This is a genomic window from Pseudomonas sp. DG56-2 (assembly GCF_004803755.1).
GTDB lineage: Bacteria > Pseudomonadota > Gammaproteobacteria > Pseudomonadales > Pseudomonadaceae > Aquipseudomonas > Aquipseudomonas auratipiscis.
This window is the reverse complement of the sequence record NZ_CP032311.1, coordinates 4040639-4056629: the sequence shown is the minus strand read 5'-3', so window position 1 is coordinate 4056629 and position 15991 is coordinate 4040639. Positions and strand designations below refer to the sequence as shown.

The following is a 15991-nucleotide window of genomic DNA, read 5'->3' as shown; positions in this document are numbered from 1 at the left end:
TGGCCGCAAGGCGAGGGGGCTTTTTGTTGGGTGCTGACTTACATGTTCGGGTAAGTCGGGCCACCAGCGCCTTCCGGCGTTACCCAGGTGATGTTCTGCGAAGGGTCCTTGATGTCACAGGTCTTGCAGTGCACGCAGTTCTGGGCGTTGATCTGGAAGCGTTTGTTGCCGTCTTCCTGGGTCACCACCTCGTACACACCTGCCGGGCAGTAGCGCTGGGCGGGTTCGTCGTAGAGCGGCAGGTTGGTGCCGATCGGAATTCCTGCGTCGGCCAGTTTCAGGTGGCACGGCTGCTCTTCTTCATGGTTGGTGCTGGAGAGGAACACCGAGCTGAGCTTGTCGAAGCTCAGCTTGCCGTCTGGCTTGGGATAGTCGATTTTCTTCGAATCGGCGGCAAGCTTCAGGCAGGCGTAGTCCGGCTTGGTGTCGTGCAGGGTGAACGGCAGCTTGCCACCGAACCAGTTCTGGTCGAGGTAGTTGAACGCAGCACCGAGCATTGGGCCGAACTTGTGCATTGCCGGGCCGAAGTTGCGGCTGGCGAACAGTTCTTCGTGCAGCCAGCTGGCTTTGAAAGCCTCGACGTAGCTGTTGAGCTGATCGCCACCTTCACTGCCCGCGAGCAATGCATCGGCCACCGCTTCAGCCGCCAGCATGCCGGATTTCATCGCAGTGTGGCTGCCTTTGATCTTGGCCACGTTCATGGTGCCCAGGTCGCAGCCGATCAGAGCGCCACCAGCGAAGACCATTTTCGGCAGCGAGTTCAGGCCGCCTTTGGCCAGGGCGCGAGCGCCGTAGCTGATGCGCTTGCCGCCTTCGAGGTACTGGCTGATCACTGGGTGGTGCTTGAGGCGTTGGAACTCGTCGAACGGCGACAGGTAGGCATTGCTGTAGGACAGGTCGACGATCAGACCGACTACTACCTGGTTGTTTTCCAGGTGATAGAGGAACGAACCACCGGTGTTCTCCTTGGCCATTACATCCAGCGGCCAGCCAGCGGTATGCACAACCAGGCCTTGCTCATGCTTGGCCGGATCGATTTCCCAGATTTCCTTCAGGCCGATGCCGTAGTGCTGCACGTCGGAGTCGCTGTCCAGGTTGAAACGCTTGATCAGTTGCTTGCCCAAGTGGCCGCGGCAGCCTTCGGCGAACAGGGTGTACTTGCCACGCAACTCCATGCCTGGGGTGTACAGGCCGTCTTTCGGATTGCCTTCACGGTCGACACCCAGGTCGCCCGTGATGATCCCGCGCACGACACCGTTTTCGTCGAACAGCGCTTCCTGGGCGGCGAAGCCTGGGTAGATTTCCACACCCAGGTTCTCGGCCTGCTGGGCCAGCCAGCGGCACAGGTTGCCCAGAGAAATGATGTAGTTACCTTCGTTGTGCATGGTCTTGGGCACGAACAGGTCAGGCACCTTGACCGAGCTGCCGGCATCCTTGAGCACGTAGATGTCGTCGCGTTTGACTTCGGTGTTGAGCGGGGCGCCGAGTTCTTTCCAGTCCGGGAACAGTTCGTTCAGGGCGCGTGGTTCGAACACCGCGCCGGAAAGGATGTGGGCACCGACTTCCGAGCCTTTCTCGACCACGCAGACGCTGATTTCGTTACCGGCTTCGGCGGCCTTCTGCTTCAGTCGGCAGGCGGCGGACAGGCCCGCCGGGCCAGCGCCGACGATGACCACGTCGAATTCCATGTATTCGCGTTCCACAGGTTCTCTCCTACTCAAGGCTCATCGGTTTTTCTTTGTTGGCGGGTGTCAGGCGGTCATTATTCGGTACGCTTGAGCTGTAGCTCGAGTGCTGACGGACTACACCGCTTTCTCTTGGCCGCGCATTATATCTACACCACTGGCGGGGTCCAATACAAACGTTTGTTTGAATTTGCCGCAGGCCAGTAAAATCAAAGACGCGCGGCGTGAATCTGGCCGGATTGCCGTATTGACCGGATTGGGCGTTACGGTCAAGATACGAGCGGTTTTGCGCTCGCCGTAGGCTGACCGCAGGATGCAGGTACACCCCTAAAAACCAGGCGAAAAGCAGGGCAGCAGGGCTTCGGCCCGCTTTGTAGTGGAGTTTACACGCCACGACAGAAAATGACCCATGGGTTTTGCTGCGACATGGTCGAATTGAGACTGCTGGGTCAGGGTTAAATTCTATCGGCTGCAATCGTTTTTAGAGGTGCCCTTGTACCCACGCGCAATCGCCGGGTTTGCCCCAGGCGACATTCTTTTCACCGGAGAGTAACGAGGAATCCATGAAGGTTCTTGTAGCTGTCAAACGAGTGGTCGACTATAACGTCAAGGTTCGCGTCAAGGCGGACAACTCCGGCGTCGACCTTGCTAACGTCAAGATGTCCATGAACCCCTTCTGCGAAATCGCCGTAGAAGAAGCCGTACGCCTGAAAGAAAAAGGCGTGGCGAGCGAGATCGTCGTCGTTACCGTCGGCCCTGCCACTGCCCAGGAGCAATTGCGTACTGCCCTGGCACTGGGTGCTGATCGTGCGGTGCTGGTCGAGTCGGCAGACGAGCTGACCTCGCTGGCCGTGGCCAAGCTGCTCAAGGCTGTCGTCGACAAGGAACAGCCTCAGCTGGTGATCCTTGGCAAGCAAGCCATCGACAGCGACAACAATCAGACCGGCCAGATGCTGGCTGCGCTGACTGGTTTCGCCCAGGGTACTTTCGCCTCCAAGGTTGAAGTCGCTGGCGACAAGGTCAACGTCACCCGTGAAATCGACGGCGGCCTGCAGACTGTAGCGCTGAGCCTGCCTGCGATCGTCACCACCGACCTGCGCCTGAACGAGCCGCGCTATGCGTCGCTGCCGAACATCATGAAGGCCAAGAAGAAGCCGCTGGAGACCGTTACTCCAGACGCGCTGGGCGTTTCCACCGCCTCCACCAACAAGACCCTGAAAGTCGAAGCGCCAGCTGCACGCAGCGCGGGTATCAAGGTCAAGTCGGTTGCTGAACTGGTCGAGAAACTGAAGAACGAGGCGAAGGTAATCTAAATGACTATCCTGGTTATCGCTGAACACGAAAACGGTGCCGTAGCCCCGGCCACTCTGAACACTGTTGCTGCCGCCGCGAAAATCGGTGGTGATATTCACGTACTGGTCGCAGGCCAGAACGTGGGTGGTGTTGCTGAAGCCGCCGCGAAAATCGCTGGTGTTGGCAAGGTGCTGGTCGCCGACAACGCCGCCTACGCCCATCAACTGCCAGAAAACGTCGCACCACTGGTCGCCGAATTGGGCAAGGGCTACAGTCACGTACTGGCGCCTGCCACCTCCAACGGCAAGAACATCCTGCCACGCGTCGCCGCGCTGCTGGACGTTGACCAGATTTCCGAGATCATCGCGGTTGAATCGGCCGACACTTTCAAGCGTCCGATCTATGCCGGTAACGCCATTGCCACCGTGCAATCGAACGCTGCGGTCAAAGTTATCACTGTGCGTGCCACCGGTTTCGACGCCGTTGCTGCTGAAGGTGGTTCGGCTGCGGTCGAGGCTGTTGCTGCTGCTCACGACGCTGGCAAGTCGGCGTTCGTTGGTGAAGAGCTGGCCAAGTCCGATCGTCCTGAACTGACTGCTGCCAAAATCGTCGTTTCCGGCGGTCGTGGCATGCAGAACGGCGACAATTTCAAGCATCTGTACGCACTGGCCGACAAGCTGGGCGCTGCAGTAGGTGCTTCGCGCGCCGCGGTCGACGCCGGTTTCGTACCGAACGACATGCAGGTCGGCCAGACCGGCAAGATCGTTGCGCCACAGCTGTACATCGCCGTCGGTATCTCCGGCGCGATCCAGCACCTGGCCGGCATGAAAGACTCCAAAGTGATCGTTGCGATCAACAAGGACGAAGAAGCGCCGATCTTCCAGGTTGCCGATTACGGCCTGGTCGCTGACCTGTTCGAAGCAGTACCTGAGCTGGAGAAGCTGGTTTAATCCAGCCGCTTCACTTATAAAAGAGCCCGATCCATTCGGGCTGTGCGAGCAAGCCTTGCACAGCCCGGTCGATCGGGCTTTTTAATTCAGGGTAAAAAGGGTAGGGAGTTGTTGCATGGGATGGCTTGGCCGAATGACCCCGGCGCTGATGGTCGCTGCGTTGCTGACGCCATTGCAGGTTTGGGCGGTAGGTAAATGCGAGCGTCTGGTGGCCACTGGCAGCCCGGATGCTCCGCCTTATTCATGGCGCGACCCGCAAGACCCCAAGCACCTGATCGGCGCTAACGTCGACCTTTTCAAGCAGGTCGCCAGGGAACTGGGCCTGAAGGTCGAGGTGCTCGACAGCGGTACGCGCAGTGATGCGCTGGAAGAGGTACGCAGTGGGCGCGTGGACCTGCTGATCGATTCGCCTTTCACGGTGGCCGAACTCACCGCTGTGGATTACATCCACCCTTCGTTGCTGAGCAACGAGTATGTGGTCTGGACTCGCCACGATTCGTCGGTTGTCTACGATACGTTGTCCGACCTGCAGCACTACCAGGGCAGTGTTTCGGAAAAAGCGCGCATGACCCCCGAGTTTTCATCCTATGCCAAGAGCCAACTGAAAATTGCGCCGGCGCAGAACCTGACCCAGGCGTTTCAGCAGTTGTTGCTGGGGCAGGTCGACTACGTATTGGCTGGACGCTACGCCGGTATGGCAATGGCCCAGAGTCTGGGCATGAGCAACGCGCTAATCGCTCGCGGTTTGCCTTTGGACCGACCCGGGCTTTATCTGGCGCTATCGCATAATTCCGCATGCAATGACGCCTGGTTGCGCGGACAACTGGCAAAAAAACTGACAGAATTGCCGGCCTCCGGCGTGTCCCAAACGGTACTGCAACGCAACGTCGAGCGCTGGAAGGCGCAGATGCAGGCACCGTTGGATGCCCCTAAACAGTAGGAAGATTGTGTGAGAATTCATTCACTATTTGCCGCCGTGGCGCTGCTGGCCCTGGCTGGATGCGCCAATGACCCGGCTCCTAATGAACAGTTGCGCCTCTCCGAGCAGGCGCTGGCGCAAGCCAAGGCTGTCGGTGCGACCGATGAGGTACCAGAGCTGAAGATGGCCGAAGACAAAATGGCCCGAGCTCAGGTCAACATGAGCAACGAATCCTATCGTGATGCGCGCATGCGCGCTGAACAGGCCGAACTCGATGCGCGCCTGGCCGAAGCACGGGTGTTGACCAGCAAGAGTAAAGAGCAGCTCGATCTGCTGCAGTCGCGGGTCAATCGCCTGCGTAAACAGTTGGGAGAGCAACCGTGACTGCAATCAAACCTATGGCAGCCTTGCTGCTGGTCGGACTTGTCGGCCTGCAAGGTTGCGCCAGCCAGCGCAGCGAGTCGGCACTCGACGAAGCGGCGGCCAAATTCCAGACGGTCAAGGACGACTCCGACGTGTTGCGCAGTGCGCCGCGTGATGTCATTCGCGCGGGTGAGTCGTTGGCGCGGGCAGATCGCTTGTCCAGTTATCTGGGAACGGGATCCGATGTTCGCCACTATGCTTACTTGAGCCAGCGCTACAGTGATATCGCGCGTGAGCACAGTAACCTGGTACTCAACCAGGAGCGCCTGGCCAAGCTTGAGCTGGAGCGTCAGCGCCTGCAGTTGGCGTTACGGGAGGCCAAGCTTGCCAGTGTACAGCAGCAGGGCAAGTGGCTGGAGGCGCAGATCGTCAGTCTGGCGACCACCCAGAGTGATCGCGGATTGGTCATGACACTGGGTGACGTGCTATTCGATACCGGTCGTGCGGAGTTGAAAAACTCGGCCAATCGCACCGTCCTCAAGCTGGTGCAGTTCCTGCAACTCAACCCTAAGCGCGTTGTGCGCATCGAAGGGTACACCGATAGCACCGGTGCTTCGGACGACAATCTCAAGTTGTCCCGTGACCGCGCGCAGGCTGTTGCGGATATGCTGGTCGATCTTGGGGTGGACGAGAAACGTATCCAGGTTGAAGGGTACGGCGATCAGTACCCGGTCGAGGCCAACGCTTCGGAGCGGGGCAGGGCGCAGAACCGTCGAGTGGAAATCGTTTTTTCCGACGAAAAGGGCAAGCTCGGCGCCGCGCGCTGAACCCCTTGAGAAACCCGGTGGGCTTTCCCTCACCGGGTTTTTTTGTGGGCGTTCGAAACGAACAGTGGGGCTGTCACGCAACTGTATTGTCGACTATTCTGCAATCTGTCCCAGTACACTTTGCAACTGTTACGGTATTCTGGCTTGATATTCGAGTCATACAACAATAACTACATCGCCTGCGTGTCGAGAACCGATCATGACCAACCTGCTGCTTTATCAGCGTATCGCCCAGCAACTGGCCGAAGACATTCGGCGTGGCGTCTATCAGCCGGGTGAGCGGGTGCCGTCAGTGCGAAAAATGAGTTCGCAGCTCAATGTCAGTCACGCCACGGTGCTGCAGGCATACGCCAACCTTGAGGATCAGGGGCTGATCCGTGCGCGCCCGCAGTCTGGTTATTACGTTCACCAGACCCCCGCATTGACTGCGCAGACCCCGGACATCGCTCGCGTAGAGCGACCCGGCCTGGTCACGCGCAGCAGCATCATTCAGCAAGTATTGGCTGAAGCGCGGCGCGACGGCGTGTTTCCCTTCGGTGCGGCGGTGCCTCACGTTGACTATTTGCCGGTGCGAGCGCTGCACCAGCAGTTGGCCAAGGTCACCCGGTTTCACAGCCCTCGGGCCTTCAGCTACATGTTCAGTCCTGGGTTCGAGCCCTTGCGCCGGCAGATCGCCATTCGTATGCGTGATGCGGGCGTGGTGGTCGACCCCAGTGAAGTGGTGGTTACTCACGGCTGTGTCGATGCGTTGCAGATGTCGCTTCGGGTGTTGACCAAGCCAGGTGACCTGATTGCTGCCGAATCGCCAACTTATTATGGGTTGTTGCAGCTGGCCGATCTTCTCGGGCTCAAGGTCATCGAAATTCCAAGTGATCCATCTACAGGGATCAGTTTGGAGGCCCTGCAGTTAGCGGCGAATCAATGGCCGGTCAAGGCGTTGGTGTTGACGTCCCGGTTGAGTAACCCGCTCGGCGGCACGATTCCTGAAGATCGGCAGAAACAGTTGCTGCGTTTGGCGTCGGACTTCGACATTCAGATCGTGGAAGACGACATTTACGGTGAACTCATGTTCGAGCAGGGCAAGACCAAGGCTCTCAAGGCGTTCGATCGCCTGGGCCGGGTGATCTATTGCTCAAGTTTTTCCAAGACGTTATCGCCTGGCGTGCGCATCGGCTGGATGATTGCCGGTAAGTACCAGGCCGAAATCCAGCGTTTGCAGACGTTCACAACACATTCCGCCTGCAGCGTTACCCAGATGGGTGTTGCTTCCTACCTGGAGAATGGTGGCTACGACCGACACTTGCGATATATCCGACAGGAGTACCGAAAAAACCTCAGTGCCTATCAGCTGGCGGTGCAGCAGCACTTTCCTGAAGGTACGCAGATGACCCGGCCGACAGGAGGTTTCATTCTGTGGGTCAGCCTGCCTGGCCGGGTCAATACCCAGGAGCTGCATGTGCGCGCGCTGCAGCAAGGCATCAGCATTGCACCTGGGTTGATTTTCAGTAATACCGAACAGTTCAACCACTGTATTCGCCTGAACTGCGGTATTCCCTGGAATCGTGAGGCGGAGCGAGCTCTGATGACCCTGGGTATGTTGGCCAGCCAGCTGTGTCAGGAGTCGGGTGCGGCCAATTATTTCTAGCTTGCCAGCCCTCTCGGGAGCGAGGAGCATATGCATATTTTGCGGACGATGTTCGGTAACTATGAAAGCCTTGACTCGGGTTGTCCTCCTTTGTCTGCTGGGGCTTATGCCTTGCGCCGGTGCTGTGATGGCCCAGACCTCACCTGCCGATGGGGTGACGAAGCACGCAAACACTGCAACTAAAGCCAAGCCTGCCCCGGTGACTAAAAAGCAGGTGAAGCCAGTCCACCATAAAGCTGCAAAAAAGGGCAAGGCAGCTCCAGCACCGCTGCCAGAGGCAAAACTCGATCTGCGATTACCGACTGAAATGGTCAAGGATCTCAAGCCGGTAACCCAGGATACGGTGACCACGCCCAAGCCACTTCTGCCGTACCTGTTTGGTGAAAAGCCGCCTTCAGACAGCCCGTTCCAGCTCAACGGCAGGCTGCTGAGTAACGAAATGCAGCTACAGTTGCGTAACGATGCCCGCCAGGATATCGAAGGCGCCGCGATCGAATTCGAGTTCCGCCAGTAGTTGCCGAACTGACTCGTTGGTCATGAGTGACGGCGTGATTTTTCATCTTGCCAGTAATTTCAAACGACCGTTTAAGCGGGTACTATCCGGGTTCATTCATCATTTGCTGTACCGAGGATTCTGTTTTCATGAACTGTCGTGAAGGATGTGGCGCTTGCTGCATCGCACCGTCCATCAGCTCTCCGATTCCGGGTATGCCCAAAGGCAAGCCGGCGGGGGAGCGCTGTCTGCATCTGTCCGTGATCAATCTTTGTGGGTTGTTTGGCAAGCCTGAGCGCCCCGCGGTATGTGGCGGTTTCAAGGCCGATGTGGATGTCTGCGGCAGTGATCGCGATGATGCGATAAGAATTCTTGGGTGGTTGGAGCAAGTGACGGCAGCTTGAAACGCAGGTCTTCGACAATAAGGAACAACACAATGGGATCGTTTAAGCGCATTGCAGTGATTTTCGGGTTGAGCGCTATGCTCGCGCCTATGGTTCAGGCCGAAGATTGGAAGGTGGCCAAGGACGAAGACGGCATCAAGGTCTCGCTGGGCGAAGTTGCCGGTTCCGAATACAAGGCGTATCGCGGCGTGACGCTGATCAAAGCGCCATTGGCAAAAATCAAAGCGCTGCAGGAAGACGTCGTAGGTGCTTGCGCCTGGATTCACGAGTGCAAGTCGCAAAAGCTGCTCAAGGCCGAGGGTGACCAGAGTTGGACCTACACGCAGTTCAACACCCCATGGCCGGTTACGCCGCGTGATTCCATTTTGCACGTCACCACCACCGAAGACGCCGATGGCAGCTTGACCCGTAAGCTCGAAGGGGTGCCCAAGTACCTGCCGGAAGAAAAGGGCTTCGTACGTGTAACCAAAGTCGAAGGCTTCTGGAAGTTGACACCTAAAGACGGCGGAACCGAGGTGACCTACCAGGTTCACACTGAGCCAGGTGGTAGCGTGCCTTCAATGGTTGCGAACAAATTCGTCGTGGATGCGCCTTTCAATACCTTGAAAGCGTTGAAGGCTAAAGCGGAAAGACCCTGAAACAAGGTAGTCCTGGCCCCATCTGGGGGCCAGGCGCGGGATTATGGCGAAGGCGTTTAGTCGATCCGTTCGATCTCCTGTGTGCGGTGGCTTCCCAGTTTGGTGATGACCTCGTTGCGTATCGATGAGTAGTCAGCTACAAGGGTCAAGGTGCTGCTGTTTACTCGAATGTACGCCGATTGATGGGGTGATGCGCTGTGTTTTTGGTTAAGCCAGTCGCCTGTAAAGACATCATCGTCATCGAAGCTCACGGTGTTGAGTAGTAGCTGATTGGTCGCAAGCGCTACGGCAACGCTTATTCGAGCTTCCGTCATGTGCGGGCGTTTCCTCAGGCAGTAAGGCTTAAGGGAGTCTTTGCATGCTTGTGATAGCTGCATAAGCGCTGCCTCCAGTTGTATGCCATCCGGTTTGTCCAGGGTCGCGGAGGCGACCGAGTTGAGGGAGAAAGGCGCTTTGGCAACCTCTGTGGTGCTCTCAGATCCAGTGACGATCCAGCCCAGCTGATTAATGGTTTTGTTAGCGATTTTTCGCCAAAGTTCAGGGGTGTCGAAGGGGTCGTACTGCTTGTTGGCGTAGAGTTGTGCGAGTAGGACACAGTCAAGCATGTCCCGCAGGTTTGTCGCGTTCGGGTTGGGTGGGGTGATAAATATCGTGCCTGCAACTCTGAACAGTCTAGCGGTGACCTCGTTCATGATGTCCCCTCGATAACCGGTGGGTCATCATAGTTTGATGTTTTCAAAGAAACTGTTGGAGCTTTCGCCCAGCGCTTTTTTGATCCCCGCCTCGACTTGCTGATAGTGCGAATAGTTCAGTGTCCACTCGTTGGCTACGTGTTGAAGATCAACTTCTTTCAGTGACCAATCCCAGAACAAAAAACTGCCGCTTGTGGTTGAGTGCTCGAAAACCATTGAGTGGTCATACATCACAACGTCATCATCGCGCTGCAAGCAGGGCAGAATGTCGAACGTGCCTGATTTGCCGCGGACCGAAGCCTTCTGCAATTTCAGCGAGAGCTCGTTGTCGCCCTTGAGCGTGCTGATTGCAGCATTGGTGATTTCCAGCAGCAGCGCTGCGTTGGGGCCGGCTGCCAATTGGATGAGTTCGAGAGCCACTGATTCCATGGTTACGTCGAGGTCGGCGCCATGATACTCAGTCAGTTTGTTGTCAGAGCCAATCCACCCTGCATGGCGTAAGGTCTCGATGTAAGTGTTATACCAGTCCATGCGCTCGGTCAGCATGTCGTGCTTGGCGTTGGCCGCGCGTTGTGCAATCTGGGTTGAGTATTTGACGACTTCTTTGTATTTGGTGTCGAGGTTGGATGTAAAGGTGATCAGTTTGTTGTCTTGGATGCCTGCGGCGCTGTCGACGGTATCTGCTTGTAATGGCGCTGCATTTCTAGTGCTCTGCAGTGCCGACCTGGTTAGGCGCGGCGCTGGCAGATGCAGTTGCTCCAGGTAGTTCAGGCTGGTTTGGATATCCATTTCTGCGTTCCTTATATCGAGGAGATTGAGTGCGCGTTGACGTTGCGCGGGACAATGCTCTCGATTTGGCGAAAAGGCCGGCAGCTGGAACGCTTTCCGTGATCGAATAAGAATGAATTAATCGGTACAGTTGCCAAAAATCTACGGGCACTTCGAAACTGTGTTTCATTGATGAAAAAATCAAGCACATAAAAAAGGCTGCCCAAGGGCAGCCTTTTTCGTGTTCGGCGCGAGGCTTACTTACGGTCTTCCAGCTTGACGATGTCGCGTTGCTCGTAGCCGGTGTACAGCTGGCGAGGACGGCCAATCTTGTACGGGCTGGAGAGCATTTCTTTCCAGTGCGAGATCCAGCCGACGGTGCGCGCCAGGGCGAAGATCACGGTGAACATGCTGGTCGGAATGCCGATTGCCTTGAGGATGATCCCCGAGTAGAAGTCGACGTTCGGGTACAGCGAGCGTTCGATGAAGTAAGGATCGGTCAGGGCGATCTCTTCCAGGCGCATGGCCAGTTCCAGCTGCGGATCGTTCTTGATGCCCAGCTCGCGCAGAACTTCGTCGCAGGTCTGCTTCATCACGGTGGCACGTGGGTCGCGGTTTTTGTAAACGCGATGACCGAAGCCCATCAACTTGAACGGATCGTTCTTGTCCTTGGCCTTGGCGATGAATGTGTCGATGTTCGAGACATCGCCGATTTCATCGAGCATGGTCAGTACTGCTTCGTTGGCACCGCCGTGAGCGGGGCCCCAGAGAGCAGCGATGCCGGCAGCGATACAGGCGAACGGGTTGGCACCCGAGGAGCCGGCGAGGCGCACGGTGGACGTCGAGGCATTCTGTTCGTGGTCGGCGTGGAGGATGAAAATCTTGTCCATCGCCTTGGCCAGCACCGGGCTGATCGGTTTGATCTCGCACGGGGTGTTGAACATCATGTGCAGGAAGTTTTCTGCGTACGACAGGTCGTTGCGCGGGTACATCATGGGTTGGCCCATGGAGTACTTGTAGACCATCGCTGCCAGGGTCGGCATCTTGGCGACCAGGCGAACCGCGGAAATTTCGCGATGCTGCGGGTTATTGATGTCCAGCGAGTCATGGTAGAACGCCGAAAGTGCGCCAACCACGCCGCACATGACGGCCATTGGGTGAGCGTCGCGGCGAAAGCCGTTGAAGAAGGACTTCAATTGCTCGTGCACCATGGTGTGATTTTTCACGGTGCTGACGAACTGGGCCTTCTGCTCGGCATTCGGCAGTTCGCCGTTGAGCAGCAGGTAACAGGTCTCGAGGTAATCGGATTGTTCGGCGAGTTGCTCGATTGGATAGCCGCGATGCAGCAGGATACCCTTGTCGCCGTCGATATAAGTGATCTTCGACTCGCAGGACGCGGTCGCCATGAAACCAGGGTCGAAAGTGAAGTGACCCGTGGCCCCCAACCCTCTAACGTCGATAACATCGGGACCAACGGTGCCGGTTAAAATGGGCAGCTCGACGGGGGCTGCGCCCTCGATGACCAACTGCGCTTTTTTGTCAGCCATGTGGCCTCCTATTAATGCTTGAAATCATCAGACAGACCCCCCACGCAGGGCCCGCACCACTATAGTGAGATAAATTCGAATGTCAATTTGCCTAAAGCACGGTTGTAATGGGGCTTTGGCGTGGTTTTTCCTCGAAATTGCCGCCCGTTTACGCCTTTTATCAGCTAAAGGCAATGCGCTATTTGGGCTAGGGGCTTGCGTTGTCATTAGTAGCCTAACTGTCTATAATCGGCACCCGACCGCCAGGGGCTTGCAAGCCCGTGTTGCTGGGGTCGTCACTCCCTGGGTGGTGGGTACCTGACCAGTACACTTACCAACAACTTTGCCCTGCTTGCTAGGGGCTCTTCAGTGTGAAAAAAGCCGTGAAAAGCCAACGACCTGTAAACCTAGACCTAAGGACCATCAAACTCCCCATTACCGGCGTTACGTCATTTCTTCACCGTGTTTCCGGCATCATCCTCTTCCTGGGCTTGGCCATCATGCTTTATGCATTGGATCAATCTCTGGCTTCCGAGGAAGGTTTTGCCGAGGTGAAGGCGTGCTTGACCAGTCCGCTGGCCAAATTCGTTGCATGGGGCCTCCTGTCCGCTTTGCTGTATCACTTGGTAGCCGGTGTGCGCCACTTGATCATGGACATGGGCATCGGTGAAACGCTGGAAGGCGGAAGACTGGGCTCGAAAATCATCATCGCCATTTCCGTGGTGCTGATCGTGCTGGCAGGAGTTTGGATATGGTAACCAACGTCACGAACCTCTCGCGTTCGGGCCTCTATGACTGGATGGCGCAGCGTGTTTCTGCGGTCGTTCTCGCGGCTTATTTCATTTTCCTGATCGGATACCTCGCCGCGCACCCGGGCATCGACTATGCCCAGTGGCACGGTCTGTTCTCCAACAACGCGATGCGTATTTTCAGTCTGCTGGCCCTCGTTGCCCTGGGCGCTCACGCCTGGGTCGGCATGTGGACCATTGCTACCGACTACCTGACGCCGATGGCGCTGGGCAAGTCGGCGACTGCTGTACGTTTCCTGTTCCAGGCGGTATGTGGTGTCGCGATGTTTGCGTACTTCGTCTGGGGTGTGCAGATTCTCTGGGGTATCTGATTCATGGCTAACATTCCTACGATTTCATTCGACGCCATCATCGTTGGTGGCGGCGGTGCCGGCATGCGCGCTGCGCTGCAGCTGGCCCAGGGCGGTCACAAGACTGCCGTGATCACCAAGGTCTTCCCGACCCGTTCGCACACTGTATCGGCCCAGGGCGGTATCACCTGTGCCATCGCTTCGGCCGACCCGAACGATGACTGGCGCTGGCACATGTACGATACCGTCAAGGGTTCCGACTATATCGGTGACCAGGACGCTATCGAATACATGTGTCAGGAAGGCCCGGCTGCGGTCTTCGAATTGGACCACATGGGTCTGCCGTTCTCGCGTACCGAAACCGGCCGTATCTATCAGCGTCCATTCGGCGGTCAGTCCAAGGACTTCGGTAAAGGTGGCCAGGCTGCCCGTACCTGTGCTGCATCCGACCGTACCGGTCATGCACTGCTGCACACCCTGTACCAGGGCAACCTGAAGGCAGGCACTACGTTCCTGAACGAGTACTACGCGGTTGACCTGGTGAAAAACCAGGAAGGCGCGTTCGTTGGTGTGATCGCAATCTGCATCGAAACCGGCGAAACCCTGTATATCAAAGCCAAGGCCACCGTATTGGCTACTGGTGGTGCAGGTCGTATCTACTCGTCCACCACCAATGCCCTGATCAACACCGGTGACGGTATCGGCATGGCCCTGCGTGCAGGCGTGCCGGTCCAGGACATCGAAATGTGGCAGTTCCACCCGACTGGCATCGCCGGCGCTGGTGTACTGGTTACCGAAGGGTGCCGTGGTGAAGGTGGATACCTGATCAACAAGCACGGCGAGCGTTTCATGGAGCGTTATGCGCCCAACGCCAAAGACCTTGCAGGTCGTGACGTTGTGGCCCGTTCCATGGTTAAAGAGATCATTGCCGGTAACGGCTGTGGTCCTAACGGCGACCACGTGATGCTCAAGCTCGATCACCTGGGCGAGGAAGTGCTGCACAGTCGCCTGCCAGGCATCTGTGAGCTGTCCAAGACCTTCGCTCACGTCGACCCTGTCGTTGCTCCGGTTCCTGTTGTTCCAACCTGCCACTACATGATGGGCGGCGTCGCCACCAACATTCATGGTCAGGCGATGACCCAGGACGCCGACGGCGTAGACCAGATCATTCCTGGTCTGTTCGCAGTAGGTGAAGTGGCGTGCGTATCGGTTCACGGTGCAAACCGTCTGGGTGGCAACTCGCTGCTCGACCTGGTTGTTTTCGGTCGTGCGGCTGGCCTGCACCTGGAAAAAGCGCTGAGCGACGGTATCGAGTACCTCGACGCCAGCGATACCGACATCGATGTTGCCCTGAGCCGTTTGAAAAAGCTCAACGAGCGCAACACTGGCGAAGACGTCGCTACCTTGCGTCGCGAGCTGCAAAGCTGCATGCAGAACTACTTCGGTGTATTCCGTACTGGCGAATACATGCAGAAGGGTATCGAGCAGCTGGCGCAACTGCGTGAACGCATTGCCAACGTCAAGATCAACGACAAATCCCAGGCCTTCAACACCGCGCGTATCGAAGCGCTGGAGCTGCAGAACCTGCTGGAAGTCGCTGAAGCCACTGCAATCGCTGCAGAAGTTCGTAAAGAATCCCGCGGTGCTCATGCCCGTGAAGACTTTGAAGACCGTGACGACGAAAACTGGCTGTGCCATACCCTGTACTTCCCGGGCGAGAAGCGTGTTGCCAAGCGCGCCGTTAACTTCGCACCGAAAACCGTACCGGCGTTCGAGCCAAAAGTCCGGACTTACTAAGGGGTGGTCGCTATGTTGCAAGTCGAAGTCTATCGTTACAACCCCGATACCGACTCTGCGCCGAAAATGCAGACGTTCCAGGTCGATACCGGTGGCAAAGACCTGATGGTGCTGGATGTCTTGGCACTGATCAAAGAACAGGATGAAGGTTTCTCGTATCGTCGTTCTTGCCGCGAAGGTGTTTGCGGCTCCGACGGCATGAACATCAACGGCAAGAATGGTCTGGCCTGCATCACGCCGCTGTCGGCAGTGGTCAAGCGCAACAAGCTGATCATCCGTCCGCTGCCTGGATTGCCAGTCATTCGTGACCTGGTCGTTGATATGAGCATCTTCTACAAGCAGTACGAGAAGGTGAAGCCATTCCTGCAGAACGACACGCCGGCTCCGGCCATCGAGCGTCTGCAGTCGCCGGAAGAGCGTGAAAAGCTGGACGGTCTGTACGAGTGCATCTTGTGCGCTTGCTGCTCGACTTCCTGCCCATCGTTCTGGTGGAACCCTGACAAGTTCCTCGGTCCAGCTGCACTGTTGCAGGCTTATCGTTTCCTGGCCGACAGCCGTGACACCAAGACCCAGGAACGTCTGGCTTCTCTGGACGATCCGTTCAGCGTATTCCGTTGCCGCGGAATCATGAACTGCGTAAACGTTTGCCCTAAAGGTTTGAACCCGACCAAGGCAATCGGTCACGTACGTAACATGTTGCTGCAAAGCGGTACCTGATTTTAAAAGTGTTGTACCCGTAGCACACCGAGGTGCGGGCCCTTGCCCGCACCAAGGTGAAACCCGAGCGAGGGCCCAAAAAGCCCAAGCTTTTACCTATGAAGATATGAGACCAGCAGGGGCTTCCGGGCTGGTACCCGGAAAATCTGTGAGATTCTTGGTGGCTTGGTTCGGT

The 15991-nt window shown here is 57.1% G+C and carries 17 protein-coding genes; 13 read left to right on the top strand and 4 right to left on the bottom strand.

All coding sequences use genetic code 11. The annotated features are described in order from the left end of the window. Window positions 1–38 precede the first annotated feature (38 nt). A complete protein-coding gene (locus D3Z90_RS18580) occupies window positions 39–1703 on the bottom strand; it encodes an electron transfer flavoprotein-ubiquinone oxidoreductase (RefSeq protein ID WP_136477399.1) in 1665 nt (554 codons plus the stop codon). A gap of 545 nt (window positions 1704–2248) precedes the next feature. On the opposite strand from D3Z90_RS18580, the gene D3Z90_RS18575 reads away from it, so the two are divergent. The 9 genes from D3Z90_RS18575 (at window position 2249) to D3Z90_RS18535 (ending at window position 9217) form a co-directional block, all read left to right on the top strand. Continuing rightward, a complete protein-coding gene (locus D3Z90_RS18575) occupies window positions 2249–2998 on the top strand; it encodes an electron transfer flavoprotein subunit beta/FixA family protein (protein WP_136477398.1) in 750 nt (249 codons plus the stop codon). Beyond that, complete coding sequence (locus D3Z90_RS18570) at window positions 2999–3928, top strand: electron transfer flavoprotein subunit alpha/FixB family protein (RefSeq protein ID WP_136477397.1); 930 nt, start codon at window positions 2999–3001, stop codon at window positions 3926–3928. A gap of 115 nt (window positions 3929–4043) precedes the next feature. Further along, the gene (locus tag D3Z90_RS18565) at window positions 4044–4868 is read left to right on the top strand and encodes a transporter substrate-binding domain-containing protein (RefSeq protein WP_168198487.1); all 825 of its coding nucleotides are present in this window, start codon (window positions 4044–4046) and stop codon (window positions 4866–4868) included. Between the two features lie 9 nt (window positions 4869–4877). Then, complete coding sequence (locus tag D3Z90_RS18560) at window positions 4878–5231, top strand: DUF4398 domain-containing protein (RefSeq protein WP_136477396.1); 354 nt, start codon at window positions 4878–4880, stop codon at window positions 5229–5231. A 14-nt stretch (window positions 5232–5245) separates the two neighbouring features. Further along, entirely contained in the window at window positions 5246–6037 is a 792-nt protein-coding gene (locus tag D3Z90_RS18555) for an OmpA family protein (RefSeq protein ID WP_136478998.1), read from the top strand. A 199-nt stretch (window positions 6038–6236) separates the two neighbouring features. Further along, complete coding sequence (locus D3Z90_RS18550; RefSeq protein WP_136477395.1) at window positions 6237–7682, top strand: PLP-dependent aminotransferase family protein; 1446 nt, start codon at window positions 6237–6239, stop codon at window positions 7680–7682. Window positions 7683–7809: 127 nt separating this feature from the next. Then, on the top strand, window positions 7810–8196 hold the full coding sequence (locus D3Z90_RS18545; protein ID WP_256658254.1) for a translation initiation factor 2: 387 nt from the start codon (window positions 7810–7812) through the stop codon (window positions 8194–8196). A gap of 128 nt (window positions 8197–8324) precedes the next feature. Beyond that, window positions 8325–8579 (top strand): YkgJ family cysteine cluster protein, encoded by a 255-nt coding sequence (locus D3Z90_RS18540; RefSeq protein WP_136477393.1) that lies wholly within the window; start codon window positions 8325–8327, stop codon window positions 8577–8579. A gap of 32 nt (window positions 8580–8611) precedes the next feature. Continuing rightward, complete coding sequence (locus D3Z90_RS18535) at window positions 8612–9217, top strand: START domain-containing protein (protein ID WP_136477392.1); 606 nt, start codon at window positions 8612–8614, stop codon at window positions 9215–9217. A gap of 56 nt (window positions 9218–9273) precedes the next feature. On the opposite strand, the gene D3Z90_RS18530 is transcribed toward D3Z90_RS18535, so the two are convergent. The 3 genes from D3Z90_RS18530 to gltA all read right to left on the bottom strand — a co-directional run bounded on the left by D3Z90_RS18530 (window position 9274) and on the right by gltA (window position 12224). Next, window positions 9274–9909 carry a hypothetical protein gene (locus D3Z90_RS18530; protein WP_136477391.1) on the bottom strand — a complete coding sequence of 212 codons (636 nt, stop codon included), beginning with the start codon at window positions 9907–9909 and terminating at the stop codon, window positions 9274–9276. Between the two features lie 27 nt (window positions 9910–9936). Then, a complete protein-coding gene (locus tag D3Z90_RS18525; RefSeq protein WP_136477390.1) occupies window positions 9937–10698 on the bottom strand; it encodes a hypothetical protein in 762 nt (253 codons plus the stop codon). Between the two features lie 236 nt (window positions 10699–10934). Continuing rightward, window positions 10935–12224, bottom strand: coding sequence for a citrate synthase (gltA, locus tag D3Z90_RS18520; protein ID WP_136477389.1), 1290 nt, complete (start codon window positions 12222–12224; stop codon window positions 10935–10937). 350 nt (window positions 12225–12574) lie between these two features. On the opposite strand from gltA, the gene sdhC reads away from it, so the two are divergent. From sdhC to D3Z90_RS18500, 4 genes are read left to right on the top strand one after another with little or no spacing between them, the layout of a single operon-like run. Beyond that, window positions 12575–12961 (top strand): succinate dehydrogenase, cytochrome b556 subunit, encoded by a 387-nt coding sequence (gene sdhC / locus D3Z90_RS18515; RefSeq protein ID WP_178084192.1) that lies wholly within the window; start codon window positions 12575–12577, stop codon window positions 12959–12961. Further along, window positions 12955–13323: a succinate dehydrogenase, hydrophobic membrane anchor protein gene (gene sdhD / locus D3Z90_RS18510; RefSeq protein ID WP_128324478.1), complete on the top strand. Its 369-nt coding sequence runs from the start codon at window positions 12955–12957 to the stop codon at window positions 13321–13323. Before sdhC ends, sdhD begins: the two co-directional genes overlap by 7 nt. A 3-nt stretch (window positions 13324–13326) precedes the next feature. Next, the gene (gene sdhA, locus D3Z90_RS18505; protein ID WP_136477388.1) at window positions 13327–15099 is read left to right on the top strand and encodes a succinate dehydrogenase flavoprotein subunit; all 1773 of its coding nucleotides are present in this window, start codon (window positions 13327–13329) and stop codon (window positions 15097–15099) included. A 12-nt stretch (window positions 15100–15111) separates the two neighbouring features. Further along, a complete protein-coding gene (locus tag D3Z90_RS18500; RefSeq protein WP_045188779.1) occupies window positions 15112–15816 on the top strand; it encodes a succinate dehydrogenase iron-sulfur subunit in 705 nt (234 codons plus the stop codon). Window positions 15817–15991 lie beyond the last annotated feature (175 nt).